The organism is Marinomonas sp. NPDC078689, from assembly GCF_044542435.1.
GTDB lineage: Bacteria > Pseudomonadota > Gammaproteobacteria > Pseudomonadales > Marinomonadaceae > Marinomonas > Marinomonas arenicola.
This window is the reverse complement of the sequence record NZ_JBITUJ010000001.1, coordinates 171,386-186,673: the sequence shown is the minus strand read 5'-3', so window position 1 is coordinate 186,673 and position 15,288 is coordinate 171,386. Positions and strand designations below refer to the sequence as shown.

Annotated in this window: 16 protein-coding genes; 8 read left to right on the top strand and 8 right to left on the bottom strand. The window is 43.6% G+C overall.

Annotation, left to right across the window (positions count from 1 at the left end):
* Positions 1–53: 53 nt before the first annotated feature.
* A complete protein-coding gene (locus tag ACIGBN_RS00845; RefSeq protein ID WP_396663116.1) occupies positions 54–263 on the bottom strand; it encodes a hypothetical protein in 210 nt (69 codons plus the stop codon).
* A 637-nt stretch (positions 264–900) separates the two neighbouring features.
* Here ACIGBN_RS00845 and ACIGBN_RS00840 point away from each other — a divergent pair.
* Positions 901–1,338, top strand: coding sequence for a DoxX family protein (locus ACIGBN_RS00840; RefSeq protein WP_396663114.1), 438 nt, complete (start codon positions 901–903; stop codon positions 1,336–1,338).
* A 130-nt stretch (positions 1,339–1,468) separates the two neighbouring features.
* On the opposite strand, the gene ACIGBN_RS00835 is transcribed toward ACIGBN_RS00840, so the two are convergent.
* Together ACIGBN_RS00835 and efp are read right to left on the bottom strand one after the other, a co-directional pair.
* Positions 1,469–2,566, bottom strand: a complete 1,098-nt coding sequence (locus ACIGBN_RS00835; protein ID WP_133001922.1) for a porin — start codon at positions 2,564–2,566, stop codon at positions 1,469–1,471.
* A gap of 487 nt (positions 2,567–3,053) precedes the next feature.
* Complete coding sequence (efp, locus tag ACIGBN_RS00830; RefSeq protein ID WP_133001923.1) at positions 3,054–3,629, bottom strand: elongation factor P; 576 nt, start codon at positions 3,627–3,629, stop codon at positions 3,054–3,056.
* A 192-nt stretch (positions 3,630–3,821) separates the two neighbouring features.
* Here efp and epmB point away from each other — a divergent pair, with 192 nt between their 5' ends.
* A complete protein-coding gene (gene epmB / locus ACIGBN_RS00825; protein ID WP_396663585.1) occupies positions 3,822–4,835 on the top strand; it encodes an EF-P beta-lysylation protein EpmB in 1,014 nt (337 codons plus the stop codon).
* A 30-nt stretch (positions 4,836–4,865) separates the two neighbouring features.
* Here the strand turns inward: epmB and ACIGBN_RS00820 are convergent, their stop codons facing one another.
* Together ACIGBN_RS00820 and ACIGBN_RS00815 are read right to left on the bottom strand one after the other, a co-directional pair.
* Positions 4,866–6,149, bottom strand: coding sequence for a ribonuclease J (locus ACIGBN_RS00820; protein WP_341562250.1), 1,284 nt, complete (start codon positions 6,147–6,149; stop codon positions 4,866–4,868).
* A 300-nt stretch (positions 6,150–6,449) separates the two neighbouring features.
* Positions 6,450–6,872 carry a PACE efflux transporter gene (locus tag ACIGBN_RS00815; protein ID WP_133001924.1) on the bottom strand — a complete coding sequence of 141 codons (423 nt, stop codon included), beginning with the start codon at positions 6,870–6,872 and terminating at the stop codon, positions 6,450–6,452.
* Positions 6,873–7,180: 308 nt separating this feature from the next.
* On the opposite strand from ACIGBN_RS00815, the gene ACIGBN_RS00810 reads away from it, so the two are divergent.
* From ACIGBN_RS00810 to ACIGBN_RS00800, 3 genes are all read left to right on the top strand, one after another.
* On the top strand, positions 7,181–8,107 hold the full coding sequence (locus tag ACIGBN_RS00810) for a hypothetical protein (RefSeq protein WP_396663110.1): 927 nt from the start codon (positions 7,181–7,183) through the stop codon (positions 8,105–8,107).
* A gap of 110 nt (positions 8,108–8,217) precedes the next feature.
* Positions 8,218–8,694: an NYN domain-containing protein gene (locus ACIGBN_RS00805; RefSeq protein ID WP_133001926.1), complete on the top strand. Its 477-nt coding sequence runs from the start codon at positions 8,218–8,220 to the stop codon at positions 8,692–8,694.
* Positions 8,695–8,783: 89 nt separating this feature from the next.
* Positions 8,784–9,776, top strand: a complete 993-nt coding sequence (locus ACIGBN_RS00800; RefSeq protein WP_396663108.1) for a GGDEF domain-containing protein — start codon at positions 8,784–8,786, stop codon at positions 9,774–9,776.
* A 21-nt stretch (positions 9,777–9,797) separates the two neighbouring features.
* Here the strand turns inward: ACIGBN_RS00800 and ACIGBN_RS00795 are convergent, their stop codons facing one another.
* The gene (locus ACIGBN_RS00795; RefSeq protein WP_133001928.1) at positions 9,798–10,013 is read right to left on the bottom strand and encodes a VF530 family DNA-binding protein; all 216 of its coding nucleotides are present in this window, start codon (positions 10,011–10,013) and stop codon (positions 9,798–9,800) included.
* Positions 10,014–10,199: 186 nt separating this feature from the next.
* On the opposite strand from ACIGBN_RS00795, the gene ACIGBN_RS00790 reads away from it, so the two are divergent.
* A complete protein-coding gene (locus ACIGBN_RS00790) occupies positions 10,200–10,487 on the top strand; it encodes an HlyU family transcriptional regulator (protein ID WP_396663106.1) in 288 nt (95 codons plus the stop codon).
* 31 nt (positions 10,488–10,518) lie between these two features.
* Positions 10,519–11,538, top strand: coding sequence for an alpha/beta hydrolase (locus tag ACIGBN_RS00785; protein WP_396663104.1), 1,020 nt, complete (start codon positions 10,519–10,521; stop codon positions 11,536–11,538).
* 4 nt (positions 11,539–11,542) lie between these two features.
* Here the strand turns inward: ACIGBN_RS00785 and ACIGBN_RS00780 are convergent, their stop codons facing one another.
* Complete coding sequence (locus tag ACIGBN_RS00780) at positions 11,543–12,376, bottom strand: SDR family NAD(P)-dependent oxidoreductase (protein WP_133001931.1); 834 nt, start codon at positions 12,374–12,376, stop codon at positions 11,543–11,545.
* A gap of 170 nt (positions 12,377–12,546) precedes the next feature.
* Between ACIGBN_RS00780 and ACIGBN_RS00775 the strand changes: the two genes are divergently transcribed.
* Positions 12,547–13,914 (top strand): sodium-dependent transporter, encoded by a 1,368-nt coding sequence (locus ACIGBN_RS00775; protein ID WP_133001932.1) that lies wholly within the window; start codon positions 12,547–12,549, stop codon positions 13,912–13,914.
* Between the two features lie 89 nt (positions 13,915–14,003).
* Here the strand turns inward: ACIGBN_RS00775 and ACIGBN_RS00770 are convergent, their stop codons facing one another.
* Positions 14,004–14,984, bottom strand: a complete 981-nt coding sequence (locus ACIGBN_RS00770; RefSeq protein WP_133001933.1) for a sensor domain-containing diguanylate cyclase — start codon at positions 14,982–14,984, stop codon at positions 14,004–14,006.
* Between the last annotated feature and the right edge of the window lie 304 nt (positions 14,985–15,288).

The window sequence follows — 15,288 nt, the reverse complement described above, 5'->3', positions numbered from 1 at the left end:
ATTGTGTATCTACTGGTTACTATTTTTAGCCACCAGTACTATTGTAGAACCTGCTATCGAGTGCAGCGGTATCGGCCATTATCGTATGCAGAGTGCTCTATTCCTTTTGAACCAAAACCAATTTTTCCTTTACAAGACGCATATTCATAGGAGCCGCCTCTTTCTAGCGTCACTTCTTTTTCACCGTACGCTTTGATGTTAGCAGACTGTGTGTAATAGGTATTGTTAGGGCCATCACCACAATCTTTTTTACTGTATTTCAAGTCTCCGCACCAGACGACAAAAATTTGATAACTACATCGGTTTTTGAAAATAAGATTGTGCGAGCTCTTTGAATTAGTAGAAGCGTCCAAGCACCTTTCTGCACTCTGTCCTGGATTACTAGCCTGTACATTCATACTGGATAATAACGCGCAAACCATCACACTCATTGCTACCAAATATCGTCTCATAGTGATCTCCAAGGAAATTCCCCCTTTAGAAAAATCAGATGCAGAGGGTAAACATCTGTCTCTTTTTCTATTATAGATCACATTTTATGACATTTAATTACAATTGAAATACAAATAGACCGATCGCGAGCAGTCTCCTTTTCAGCTGGGTTCATACCTAAACAAAGAGAGAAGTACCCTCGGAACAACTTTATTTTTTAAGATGGTCAAAATAGGAAATATGCCTTTGGCATAAAGCAATTCAGCTAATTCACAGCGCAATGGTTTTAGCTTATACAGCTTAATAGGATGGTTTTCTCTACACTAAAATTGGCATTTTTATTTAAAAAAGCATATTTAATCTAGTTCAAAAAATCTGAATCTTTACGTTAAAAATATTCGTTATTATTATCCGTTCTGTTTGACTATAGTAGGCGGCAATTCAAACAGTCTATTTCTTGAGGTCAATATGTCTACATTCGTTCAGAAAATTACTCACACTACTTCCGGTATTGCTAGTACAGCATTACGTGTTCCAGTTGGTCTTGTTTTGATGGCCCACGGTTCACAGAAATTGTTCGGCATGTTTGGTGGCTATGGTTTAGAAGGAACCGGTCAATGGATGGCCTCGATCGGCCTTAACCCTGGCTATTTGATGGCACTGCTGTCTGGTTCTAGTGAATTTTTTGGCGGCTTGGCTCTGTTACTGGGCCTATTAATTCGCCCAGCCTCTGCTGTGGTTGCCTTCACTATGTTAGTGGCTATTTTCTCTGTGCACATTTCCAACGGTTTGTTCATGGCAAACAATGGCTATGAATATGCTCTGACTTTATTCGTGGTGGCTGTTTCTTTGATGATCAGCGGCGCAGGTTCTTACTCTGTTGATAAAATACTGTCTAAACAATAACTCACGATAGGTACCGCATCGTGAGCTTGTCATAAAGAGACAAAAAAAAGACGAGATGAAAAACATCTCGTCTTTTTTGCTTTAAGCCTCACTTAATAAGGAATGTTAACCTCAACTAAGGTAAGGGAGCTTAAAAGTTATATTGAGCACTAACGGCGATCTCGTTTGTACCAAGATGCTGTGATGCATCGTCATAGTTGAAATCACTTGAAGACGCATAGTTAGTATCTAGGTCGCCATTGTTGTGACGATACTCTACCCAGGTTAAGGCATTCGAAGTAATGTTGTATTCAACGCCTAGCTTGTAGGAGCTGACAGCTTCATAGGCGTCTGTCAGTGCACTACCTGAACGACGTTGCACTCCATAGCCTGTGTACAAGCGGTATTGATTAATATTATACGCACCAACTAAGTCGTATGAGTCTATGTTGGTTTCAGAGTTCGATGAGGCCCCGTTATCTGCACGAGCGCCCAAATACACAAACGCCATGTAGAGGTTTCCAACAGCGTAATCCGCCCCTGCCCCATAGGTATTAATTTTGGCGTCATTTTCAAAGGTTTGATTAGCAAATGCAGCGCGCAGATTTAGTCCAATCCCTGTATCGTAAACCGCCGCGGCTGAGTAGGCGTTATTCTGTACATCGTTCTCGGTTTCGCCCACATTGGTACCGGTGACATCTGTACCATCTTCATTATGAAACTGATAACTGGCTTGAACCGTAACAGGACCATAGTGATTGGAATAAATCGCAAGGCCAGATTGTCGAGATTCCCCATACAGACCACCTTGAGCTTCCATTCCCCATTGGTCAAAAATATCGATCGTACTAACTAGGCTGGTATATACAGGCGTGTACTGCTGGCCAAAAGAGACGCTACCGTCTTCCCCAAAATCTGCGCCAAGGTACATATAGCGTGTTTTGAACTTGTTACCATCACTGGTTTCGCCCGCCACTTGCCACTCAGCTTTACCAAATATGGAAACGTCTTCGTTGATCTGAGTCGAACCTTTTAATCCCAAACGCGCAGAGGATGTCATATCACCTTGCGTATCTGTCGTGTACTTATCTGAATCTGAATTGTTACCACCAGCATTGGTGGCATCAATTTCCACACGTCCATAAACATCCAGTGTTTGTCCACCAGTGTTATAAACATTCGCTGCGTATGCTGGCGCCACCATACTGGTCACTGCCGGTATAGCAAAAGCTAATATTGTCCTTTTCATGAAAGCGGTCCTCTGCGTTTTTTTTATGCGGCGGTACTATAAACAGAGAAGTTCATTTTTTATGTATCTGAACAGAGGAAGATGAGCGCAAGAAAACAGGATTATGAAGATTTCTTCTAATGCCGAAAAAGAGAAGAGAAATCACAGCGAAAAGTCGTTAAAAATACAGATAACGCACAATAACGTCAGTATCTTTAAAAAAACACCGCTTATAAATTTATTTTTGCCTTATAAAACAAGAATTTAAAGCCTTATTTTACGACATTCCTGATATAAAACAGGCACAGAGTCATAGATGATCCTTATTGTGATAGAAAAAGCACATTGAATTTAGTTATTCGATAATGGTTATCAATACACAAGAAAAACAAAACGTCACTCAATTAAAAGACGTCTTATTAAAAGGGGGAGGAATAGAGTCAAAAAAGCCCTCAATGCGCAAACATTGAAGGCTTTTTAAGAGAAATAATCACCTTAGTTTAAAGGATTATTTGCCTGTGGCACGTGATACATATTCGCCAGTACGCGTATCAACACGCAATACTTCGCCAATATTGATAAATAGAGGAACGCGAACCATAGCACCTGTTACTAAGAAAGCTGGCTTAGAACCACCGTTCGCCGTGTCTCCCTTAACACCTGGATCTGTTTCCTTCACTTCCAACTCAATGAAGTTAGGAGGTGTAACGGCAAGAGGTGCGCCGTTGTATAGAGTAATAACGTACTTCTCTTGCTCTTTAAGCCACTTCATTGTGTCGCCTACCGCCGCTTCGTCTGCAGCGTGCTGCTCGAAAGAACCGTCAGTCATCATGAAGTGCCAGAATTCGCCGTCGGTGTACAAGTACTCCATGTCAGTTTCCATGACATCAGCGCCTTCTAGCGTATCACCAGACTTAAAGGTACGCTCCCAAACACGACCGGAACGAAGGTTACGCAACTTTAGGCGGTTAAACGCTTGGCCTTTACCTGGTTTAACGTGTTCGTTATCCAAAATCGCACATGGATCACCATCAACCATTACCTTGGTACCACTGCGCATTTCGCTAGTAGAAATATTAGCCATACATCCTCACCGTGTATTTTTTAGAGAAAAGGCCCCAACTGACGTATCATGTCAGCCTGACGATCTCAGCAAACATCTTTTTAACAATAAAAGAACGTTTGCGAAGATCTCAAAGAGCCTAAGGCCTATTCGGCCTGAAATAAGTTGGCGCTAATCATAACCCAAATTAACTCTATTTTGCAGATATTTGACGTGATCCCGATTCAAACAGACAGTACTTTCACTTGGTCGCAACACCTTTCTAAGGCGTTAACGAGCTTACCTGAACTTATCCAGCACCTAAATCTGCCAACCAGTATGGTAAAAGACGGCGGTGACGCTCAAACGGCCTTTAAGTTATTGGTGCCACGTCCGTATTTATCACGCATAGAAAGCGGTAATCCAAAGGACCCTCTTTTACTGCAGATTCTGCCCAGCGCCGCAGAAATGCAAGTCGTCCCTGGTTACACGGCAGACCCATTAGAAGAAGCGGATCACACTCCGCAAAAAGCCATTGTTCATAAATACAAACGCCGTCTATTGGTGATTGCGGCTGGCAGCTGCGCCGTAAATTGCCGTTATTGTTTTCGTCGCCATTTCCCTTACGGTGAAAACCAATTAGCTCAGTCAGAATGGCAATCCGTCATCGACTATTTAATCGCTCACCCCGAGGTAAACGAAGTCATTCTAAGTGGTGGAGACCCTTTGATGATGAAGGATTCGTTACTCGCCGATAAGGTGGCTAAGCTTGAGTCCTTACCTCAGATCAAACGATTGCGAATTCACTCACGCTTGCCTGTGGTGATTCCGCAACGAGTATGTGATGAGATGCTGCATTGGATCAAAAAAAGTCGTCTGGACATCGTTATGGTGTGGCATATTAACCACGCTAACGAAGTGGACGAACAGGTAATACACGCCGCCACACAATTAAAGCAAGCGGGCGTTACCTTGTTGAATCAAGGCGTATTATTAAAAGGGATAAACGACACAGTAGACGCGCAAGTCAATCTCAGTGAAGCCGTGTTTAAAGCCGGCTTATTGCCTTATTACATGTTCACCTTAGACCCAGTAGACGGGGCCGCTCACTTTGATATCAGTATTGAGCAAGCACAACGTCTAATGGGAAAAGTAGCGGCTGAATTGCCTGGCTACCTAGTGCCAAGGCTTGCCAAAGAAATCCCCGGCAAGCAGGCAAAAACCGTCTTTGCACCCTTGACTGATTAGCGTGTCTACGCCGAAACGCGGCGCATACTTCTAACGAGCCAACGCAATGCGAGAGGTTTTTACTAACTGACGGCGAACACAGATTTGTGGTGCCAATTGATACAAATCGCCATTGCGGCCAATCAATTGGCGAGGTACCTGACTGGCTTTCGCCACTTGCCCATTGGCCTCTAAATGCGCGGCTTCACCATGGCAAGGCACCGCTATTTCAGGTTGCACCCAAGTGTACAACTGGCTCAGTTCGTCTTTGCAGGGATGCCCACTCACATGAATAGTAAGCGCCGTATCTTGCTGCTGTAAGGTGCGGATTTTTCGCCCTTTAAACTGCTCAACCAATCGCATAATCGCCGCTTCATTTCCAGGGATCATCATGGCACTAAAAATCACCAGATCATCCGCGTCCAAACTGAGATCAAAACAATTATCAGCGGCCAATCGATTAAGCGTCGCTCTCGGTTCACCTTGGCTACCCGTGACAACCGCCAACACCTCTTCTCTTGGCAAATAGCCTAAGTGAGCCGAGTCAATGACGGGCACATCATCCGGCCAATAGCCAGTGGCTTTGGCGGCCCCCACCATATTAATCAGCGAGCGACCTATCAAGGCTAAATAACGCCCTGTCTCTTTTGCGACTCGCCCTAAGGCGACGAGTCTTGCCACATTACTGCTAAAACAACCAACGACAACACGACCTTTTTCAGGCGCTATGGCTTGTAACAGCCCCTCGTAACACTCACTTTCTGACAACGAATGCCCATCTCGCAATGCGTTAGTCGAGTCACACACCATCGCTTTCACACCCGTTTTCGCCAGCGCTTGAAAACGCGAGGGGGAAAACCCTTCACCAATAATCGGCTGTTTATCAATTTTCCAATCACCAGTATGAAAGACACTCCCTGCTGGGGTATTAATCGTCATCGCAAACGGCTCTGGGACAGAATGAGTTAACGCCAGCCAAGACACCGAAAAAACACCAATCTGTTGTGTTTCATTTTCATTAACGACAATCACCGGCACCTCATCGGCCAATCCGACTTGGACGAGCTTGCGACGTAGCACTTCGGCGGTAAAGGCAGTGGTGTAAACAGGACATTGGAAACGGCGCCATAAAAACGGCAATGCCCCCACGTGGTCCTCATGAGCATGAGTAATGACAATGCCCGCGAGGCGTTCTTTTTGTGCTGAGATAAAACTTGGATCGGCCGACACCACTTCTGCAGTGTGAAGATCATCTGGCTTAAGTGGCTCATTAAATGACACCCCACAATCTACCATTAGCCATTGGCCGTTATGACCATAAAGGTTCATATTCATGCCAATTTCCCCTGTTCCTCCCAGAGGTAAAAACCACAGATCTTGTTCCCTTGGTATCAAAGATGAGATAGTTGACTCCCGTTTATGCAAATAATTTTCTCTATGGTACGCGCTTATTATAAAGATATCAGTTTGCCTAGGAAGCCTGCGAAACTTTAAGGGACTAAATTCCTCAGATTTGCATAAATTTGATCTTACCCTCTCTTTGTTTACCGACAGTGAAAGTGATTTGGGCTTGCATCAACACATAAAACGACCGCACTTAAGTCGATGGCATCAGCGCGGCCATGGTCCACTTTATTAGGCTTTTGCCGCTGGTATAGGAAACACATAATCGTAAACTAGGTTATAAACAAAGGCGTAAACCAAGTAGAAAACGACTATCCCCATATCGAGTGCAAAGGCGCTAATAAGACTAATGTTTAGCCACCATGCCATAATCGGCAAACTGATCGTCAGTAAACCCAACTCAAATATCAGCGCATGAAGTACACGAACCAGCGTTGTTTTATGAACACGTCCTGTTTTTTTGAGCATAAACCGATCAAACAGAATGTTGTAATAATAATTCCACCCCATGGCAATGAGCGAGAACGCAATCGCCAACACGCCTATTTTCTTCATATCCATACTCATCAGCTGACTGATACCTAAAGTCAAAATGATCAAACCAAATACTTCAAAGCCAATGGTATGTCTGAGCCTATCAAATGTCGTGCGCATTTCTTTTCCTTAGAACGGAATATTTCAGGCTATTATCAACCTTTATTCAGATAGATTGTAGTTACCATCCATCTACAAAATAGATAGATGGCTCGTTAGCCGATTTGAGGATAAAACGACCACCCCACAGAGTGAACATCAAGACGCCAAGAGAGAGAGGAACGTAAATAGAAAGGTTTTGTCTATCTAAAGAGATTTCTTATAAGATTCCATGCTCGTACACATAAGCGAACGTCATTCATTCGCTCTTAAAGCAGAGGTTTCGCGGTTACTTTGCGGATATTGAAGCTCATTATATAGAGGGTTACATGCATTCTACAGCTCTGCCGAACCAGAAAAAACAGCGCTTCATGATGATCACGGCCATTATTGGCTTATTGTTGGTCGGTGCCGTTTTTTTGGCGCTCAAATACTTTGGTACTCGCTACGCCATACAGATGATCGATGATCAGATACAAGAGTCAGGCTTAACACCGCTCATCCATTATCAAAAAATCAGTTTTGACCCTTTGACGCTAACCCCCACTCTGCACTCCGTCTCTATAGGCAATAAAAATGCCCCTTGGCTCAGGTTCTCACAAATCAAATTCAATTCCCTTCCCGCTATTTACCCAAAATTAGACATTGAGTTTCAGTTTGACAGCCTCTCGCAACCGCTCGCTAGAGACACTCGGCGCCTTATGGCCATTGCGGGAATAAAACAGCTAGCAGGACACGGGCGTTTTTTATCCACGCCCAAAGGAAACAATATCAACTCCAGCCTCACGCTGGATATTTCTCAAGTAGGCAAACTCTTGTTAACCAGTAATATGGACATTTTAGATGCTAATTTCTCCCTAAATGAACTGCGCTCTGATTTCCTTGCATCTATGGCATTAGGGCAACTTGATGCCATGCCTATTTTATATGGTGACAGTATTGCGCTGCATAACCTTGCTTTTCGCTTTCAAGATAATGGACTGACTCGACATATTTGGCCCAATGCGCAAAATACACGAAACAATAAAGACACGTTAGCGTTTCTTAAAACACTCATTAATAACACGGGATTGGCACCTTACGAGTCAATACAAGCGGAACATATAGCGACACAAATCCAAGATTTTCTCACCAAGCCTCAACGCCTTTCTTTTTCAATGATGCCCAAACAAGCGATTAAACTTGCCACGCTAATGACATTGTTTCAAAACAAATCACTTTATCGAGAATCTGAGATGAATCTTGCCGCAAGGTAATAAGACAAATACAAAAATAATTGACGTAAATTAGACTGCGTAACGTATTTTCTTGTCCGTTTGTTTAAACTACTTTATCTTTGGAGATCCTTAAAAAAATCGAGCGGTAAATGGAAAACGTCACCATTTTAGTAGATGTCCAAAATATTTATTACACAACCCGGCAGGCGTATGGCCGTCGCTTTGATTACAACGTCTTCTGGAAAAAAATCACACAAGGTAGAAACGTGGTTAAGGCCATTGCGTATGCCGTCGACCGAGGCGATGAAAAACAACGTCAGTTTCAAAACATTCTCCGAGCCATTGGCTTTGAAGTGAAATTAAAGCCCTATATTCAGCGTGCTGACGGCTCTAGTAAGGGAGATTGGGACGTAGGCATCACCTTAGATGCGATGGAATATGGGCCAGACAGTGACATTTTAGTATTAGCATCCGGCGATGGTGACTTTGATTTACTCGCACAAAAGCTTGACGATAAATACCATACCCAAGTCGAAGTTTATGGAGTACCCATGCTAACAGCAAATTCTCTAGTGAATGCAGCGACAAGGTTTTACCCGATCAAGGACGACTTACTACTCAATTAAAAAGAGTCAAATGGCCAAATCCACTATAACTTTCTCAGTGGTACTGGCCTCTCTTTTGAGTTTATCGACAATGGACTGCGATGTGATTTATGATTTTTACTAAAAAAACAACTTCGTTACGCCTTTCTCTGCAGAAAACCCTCAGTCTCCTCTTGGGAATATTAATGGTGCTCTACAGCCCCATCAATATTTTTTATTTGAACACCCCCATCATAGGCTTTATTGAAATTGGCATTTCACTTTACAGTTTTTATTGTTTTTGGGCTGCCTCATCAGGCCGAGTAAAAACCGTCCAATATTATACACTCGCAGGCTTAACCACTTTTCTGATTTACTTTGCCGCTTATCATGCGGACATCAGAGGCTTTTCTATTCTTTGGGGACTTACCCTACCAATTATTTATTATATTATGTTTGGCTCAAAGCAAGGTTTCTATTTCACGTTAGTGGCTTTATTTCCAAGCCTTTATGTCATCTTTTATCATTTACCATCCGATTTTTTCATCTCTTATCGGGCAATGACAAACTATAGCCTCGCTCACTTTTTCATCTGGTCTTTATGTCATTTATATGAAAAACAGCACTATCAAGATAAAAACCAGTTACATCAAATGGCGCTCAATGATGCCTTGACTGGCGTAAAGAATCGCCATGCTTTAGAAAAGTGCTTTGATAAATTAGAACAACACTCAGCTCAGGCTAATGTATTATTGGTAGATATAGACTTTTTTAAACGGGTCAACGACCAATTTGGCCACGGTATTGGAGATTACGTTCTGGTTGAAGTGGCTGAATGCCTACAAAACCATGTGGATAGCAATGCGGTTTATCGCCTTGGGGGTGAAGAGTTTGTTATTGTACTCGACAAGCAAAGTCATCAAGAAGCACAACATAAAGCAGAAGAAATACGCCACGCCATCGAACACTATATTTTCCATAATCACGACTTGCGTTTGCGCCTTACCGTTAGTATTGGCGTGGCGCGCTCCTCGCCAGGAGGGCGAATGAATGACGCCTTACGCCTTGCCGACATCAAACTCTATCAGGCTAAAAACGCAGGCCGCAATGCCGTCTGTGTTTAGCCAACAAGTCCGTTTTGCAAACTAACAAAACGTTTCTAGATAAAGCGCCTCTACCTTGTCTCTTGCCCAAGGGGTTTTACGCAAAAACTTTAAGCTCGACTTCACCGATGGATCACTTTTAAAGCAATTGATATTGATCCTAATCGACAACTCTTCCCAACCAAAATGCTCAACCAAATCGGAAACTATTTTTTCTAATTTAACACCATGTAATGGGTTATTCACTTGTGCTGTCATTGCTTGTTCACTCTCAAAAAATCGTTGTGCAATTATACCTCATCTAGCACGCTATCTTACGAGCATCTACAAATGATTTTAATGGGAGAAATACCCAAAAAACCGCTCAGAACATTTGACTAATAATGAAAATCACCGAAAAATAGACGAGATCACACTAAATAGATCATATAACAGGAGAACATCATGGGTATTTTATCCGGGCTGAAAGGTCTATTTTCTGGTGGCGAAAGTGCCCCTGAAGCGGCAGAAAAAGCCGTCGAATACAAAGGCTTTGAAATCATTCCTGCACCAATGGCGGAAGGTGGCCAATATCGCGTTGCGGCTACCATCACCAAAGGCGAAGGCGATGCGCAAAAAGTCCATCAATTCATCCGCTCGGATCTGATTCCTAACCGCGATGAATGCATTGAAATAACAATGCGTAAAACCAAGCTGACAATCGATCAATTAGGCGATAATCTGTTTGGCTAAAACACGACTCAACGATTAAAAGAAGAACATTATGAGCGCACCAATAGGGCAACACTGGAAGCAAATTAACGACCACGAAGACCTATTGGGAGCGAGTTACCGCGCCCGTACCTTTTCTTTCCAAGGTGCCAAAAGAGAAGCCCATACCACCTTAATCAATCACCTCGGCGCACAGCACGCCACGCACGCTATTTTATACATTCACGGCTACACAGATTATTTTTTCCAAACCGATTTAGCTGAGCACTTTATTACTCAGGGCCATCGATTTTATGCGCTGGACTTACAAGGTTATGGCCGTTCAATTCGTCCGAATACGCCCCCAAACTGGTGTGACTCGATTGAACAGTACGGACAAGACTTAGACATCGCCTTAGCCACTATGAAGGCAGATGGGGTCGATAAGGTGACTTTGCTGGCGCACTCAACCGGTGGGCTTATTACCGCAACCTATTTAGCTCAGCCTTATCGTTCAGAAGAACGAGCACAAATTTACCAAACGGCCTTTCCAGAGGTGTGTGGCGTTATTTTAAACAGCCCGTTTTTAGCCTTGCCTTTTTCTCCTAAAACGCTGCAGTGGATAAGTTGCCCTATTTATGCACTGGTTACTCTGTTTCCTTTTGCTTCTTTACACACCAAAAAAGCCACTCTTTACAGTAAAACATTGCACACAGTCTTTGGCGGGGAGTGGGATTACCGTCTGGATTGGAAACCGGCTGCGGGCTATCCCTTATCATTTCATTGGCTTAAACAAATTGTCTTAGCACAGCGCAAACTCAGCACGAAACGCATTGAGATTCCGACGCTGCTATGTCATTCAGAATTCAGCACAGTGGATAAAAAAACGGTTTCAGATATGCAGCGAGGCGATGGTGTGCTGAATGTGAAGAGCATGCAAGAAGCCGCAGCCAAAGCCTTTGGGCAACTATCAACAGCCTCCATCCCTAATGGCTTTCATGACTTATTTCTCTCTCAATTACCTGCAAGAGAAGCCTATTTAGCCAGCATAGATCACTGGCTAAATAGGCAAACAAACACACAGAAGTCATAACGCCCTAGTTACTTTGTTTACTCATCAATAAATCCAGTAAGCAGGTTGGTAGAAGACGTTTCAATATGCCTGCAATGTACGTCGGTGTGGTTACGTAATAACGCGCTTTAGGCCGCTGTGACTCCAATGCATGCAGCAGTTTTTTAACCACTGCACTGGCTGGCAATGTTTGAGACGAGGTTGGCCCTTCTTTGGATAAACGCTCAATTGCCTCTTCATAACCTTGTTTATGTCGACTTTGTGAACTATCCACATTATCTCTTAATGCGATCAATGCATTGGCTCTAAAACGACTTTCAATGGGGCCAGGCTCAATCAAACTGATCTTAATCGGCGTCCCTCTCAATTCTAAACGCAAGGTATCCGTTAACCCTTCTAGGGCAAACTTACTGGCGTTGTAAGCACCACGAAATGGCATAGCGACCAAACCTAAGACCGAACTATTATTAACAATTCGACCATAGCCTTGAGCCAACATCAGCTTTAATACTTTACAGGTCAGTTCATGAGTGCCGAAAAAATTGGTATTAAATTGCGCTTTCAATACATCAACGGATAAATCCTCAACAGCACCAGGTTGCCCATACGCCCCATTATTAAACAGCGCGTATAAATGACCGCCCGTTAGAGCTAACGTGTCTTGCAAGCCTTTTTCAATGGACGCTGAATCAGCCAGATCCAACTGCACCACATGGCGAATACCCGCCGCTTTCACCTTTTCAATATCCTCTTCTCGACGGCAACTCGCGACGACCAGAAAATCTCGTTGTTGCAACATTTTCGCGGCTTCCAAACCTATCCCGCTTGAACACCCTGTAATTAAAATCGAATACTGCATGTCGGACCCTTTTTTAAAAGTAAATAAATGCTAACAAACCGTCTGCACCAGTCGCCTAAGCCTCGGCACTTAATATGCCATCTTCTTCGATTGCACTTCAAATAGCCTTGTTATTTTACTGGTTTTCACTTAGGTTACTGGCAATTTTTTGTCTATCTAAAGTGGTTGTAATGAACGAAAGTGCTAAAAACGAAAATACCCGAGAAACCTTCGGCTCTCGCCTTGGCTTTGTATTAGCCGCCGCAGGCGCGGCGGTCGGCCTAGGTAATATTTGGGGCTTTCCCACTCAAGCGGCAAGTAATGGTGGTGGCGCTTTTCTACTTGTCTATTTGGTATTAATTTTCGTCGTTGCTTTTCCTATGTTAGTCGTCGAAATGGCCATTGGACGTTATGGGCAAGCCAACCCTGTCGACAGTATGCGCTCGCTTAATCAAAACCCTAGCGCAAAACGCGTTGGCGCTTTGGTTGGTTGGCTTGGACTCAGCGTTCCCAGCGCGGTACTCGCGTTTTATAGCATAGTCGGTGGTTGGATTATTTGCTTTATGCTGGCCGCCATCGCTGGCCTATTAGGCCTAACAGAACAAGCAAACTGGTTAAAAGGCTTCAGTATTGAGCGTAACCTATTTGGCACTATTGTCTTCTATGTACTTACTATTTTAATCGTTCAAGGGGGCGTTAAACGCGGTATTGAAAAGTGGTCTACCCGTCTTATGCCTGCGCTATTCCTACTGTTTGCAGTGCTCTTTATTTATATCATGATGCAACAAGGCGCAATGGAAGGGTTAAAACACTACCTAATCCCTGACTTCGATCGAATTTGGGATCGCAAACTCATTCTAGCGGCCATGGGACAAGGCTTTTTCTCGCTGACCATCGGCGGTTGCTCTATGTTGATCTACGGATCCTACTTAAGCAAAAAAGAAAATCTGCCGAAAATGGCATTCAGCGTCACTTGCATCGACACCGCAGTGGCTTTTGTTGCTGGTTTAGTCGTGCTTCCTGCTATGTTTGTTGCTATGCACAATGGCGTACAGATTTACGCCGACAATGGTTCACTATTAAGCTCAGACACTCTTGTGTTTACTGTCCTTCCACTCATGTTTAATAGTCTTGGCTTATTCGGACAACTGTTTGCCGTGGTCTTTTTCTTACTATTAACCATAGCCGCACTCACCTCTTCTATCTCAATGTTAGAGTGCCCTGTTGCGTTAGTGTCAGAACGATTCAACACCAAACGTACGCCAACAAGCTGGGTGCTAGGCAGCATCATTGCTCTGTTTAGCGGCGTGATTGTGTATCACTTCGGTGCCATGTTTGGTTTAGTCGCGACCTTGTCGACACAATACTTGCAACCCTTCGCGGCATTAATGTTTTGCTTATTTGGCGGCTGGGTTTGGAACCGCAATGCAAAATTCAAAGAGCTGGAAAGCGGTTTTGCGGAATTCCGCAACTCCTTGTTTGGAAAAATTTGGCCTTGGTATGTGCGCTTCGTATGCCCTGTGTTAGTTGTCGCCATTATCTGGGCTTCGTTTAACTAAGCCGTCCAACAGCAGACAAATAAAAAGGAGAACCTAGGTTCTCCTTTTTATTTGTCTGCATGCTGACTGACGATATGAGCCGCTGGTTTTTATTCAGAGCCAATCATTCGAGACTTCTTCTTGTTCTTCTCTGCGTACATGGCAGCGTCCGCTTCTTCGATCATTTCATCAATGGACTTTATACTCTCACTAGGAAAAAACGTCATGCCAGCACTGAATTCGACCTGATAAGGCTTATTGATGCGAGCATTCATCTCCGCAACTGCCTTGTCAAAACGCACCAGCAGCGAGTGAACATCTTCAAGGTTCGTGCCTGAAAGCATTACAATGAACTCGTCACCGCCGAAACGCCCAGTAATGTCGCTTTCTCGAAAAGTTTGCTGCAACGTCTCTGCAAACCGAACCAGCGCAAAGTCGCCTTCATAATGCCCATGCAGATCGTTGATTAGCTTAAATTTGTCTAGGTCAAATAAGATAAGTGTGGCCGATAATTTCTTACGCACACACACTTTCAACGCATGCTCTGCCAACATCAGAAAACCACGTCGACTCGAAATCATGGTGAGATCATCAAATGTAGCCCATTGAATGGATTTTATTTCTTGCTCGATCATGGCGCCAAAATCCTGCAAAAGGCTCATGTCTTCCCGACTTAACTCACGTGGTTTGGAATCCATCAGGCACAAAGTCCCTAGATTAATCCCTGGCCGTAACGCCAGAGGATAGCCTGCATAAAAGCGTATATAGGGGTCATTGAGCACCAAGGGATTATCAAAAAAACGACTATCCTTTAAGGTGTCAGCCACAACGAAAATATCATCTTGATTGATAACATGGGCGCAAAAAGAAACATCTCTTGGTGTTTCTTGGATCGTTAGCCCTTGGCTAGATTTAAACCATTGGCGTGACTCATCAACAAAACTAACCAATGTAATCGGCACTCTAAATATGCGTGCTGCCATACGCGTAATACGATCAAACCTCTCATCCTGAGACGTATCCAGAATTTTTAACGCCCTTAAAGCATGCAGCCTCTCAGCTTCATTTAAAGGTTTTTTAGGCACATCCATATAGACCTCTTTTTTGTTAATCGTTCACAACTGGCCTCACTGAAAACAGTGATAGCCATAAACGCAATAGTCAGAAAATGCGGTTTAGATAATAAAATAATGCTTCACCTACTTTCAAAAGGGTAGATCACAAACAAACATAAACCAAACCTCGCTTGCGCTGCCCACTCCAAATAGCCGCTTTTTAAATATCGACTTGTCGTTGCTTATTGACGGCGAAATAGCACATCGATAAAAACAACAAAAGCGAGCAGTCGCTCGCTTTTCAATGCATTTCTACTGCGCGGCAGCGCCTTTCACTAGA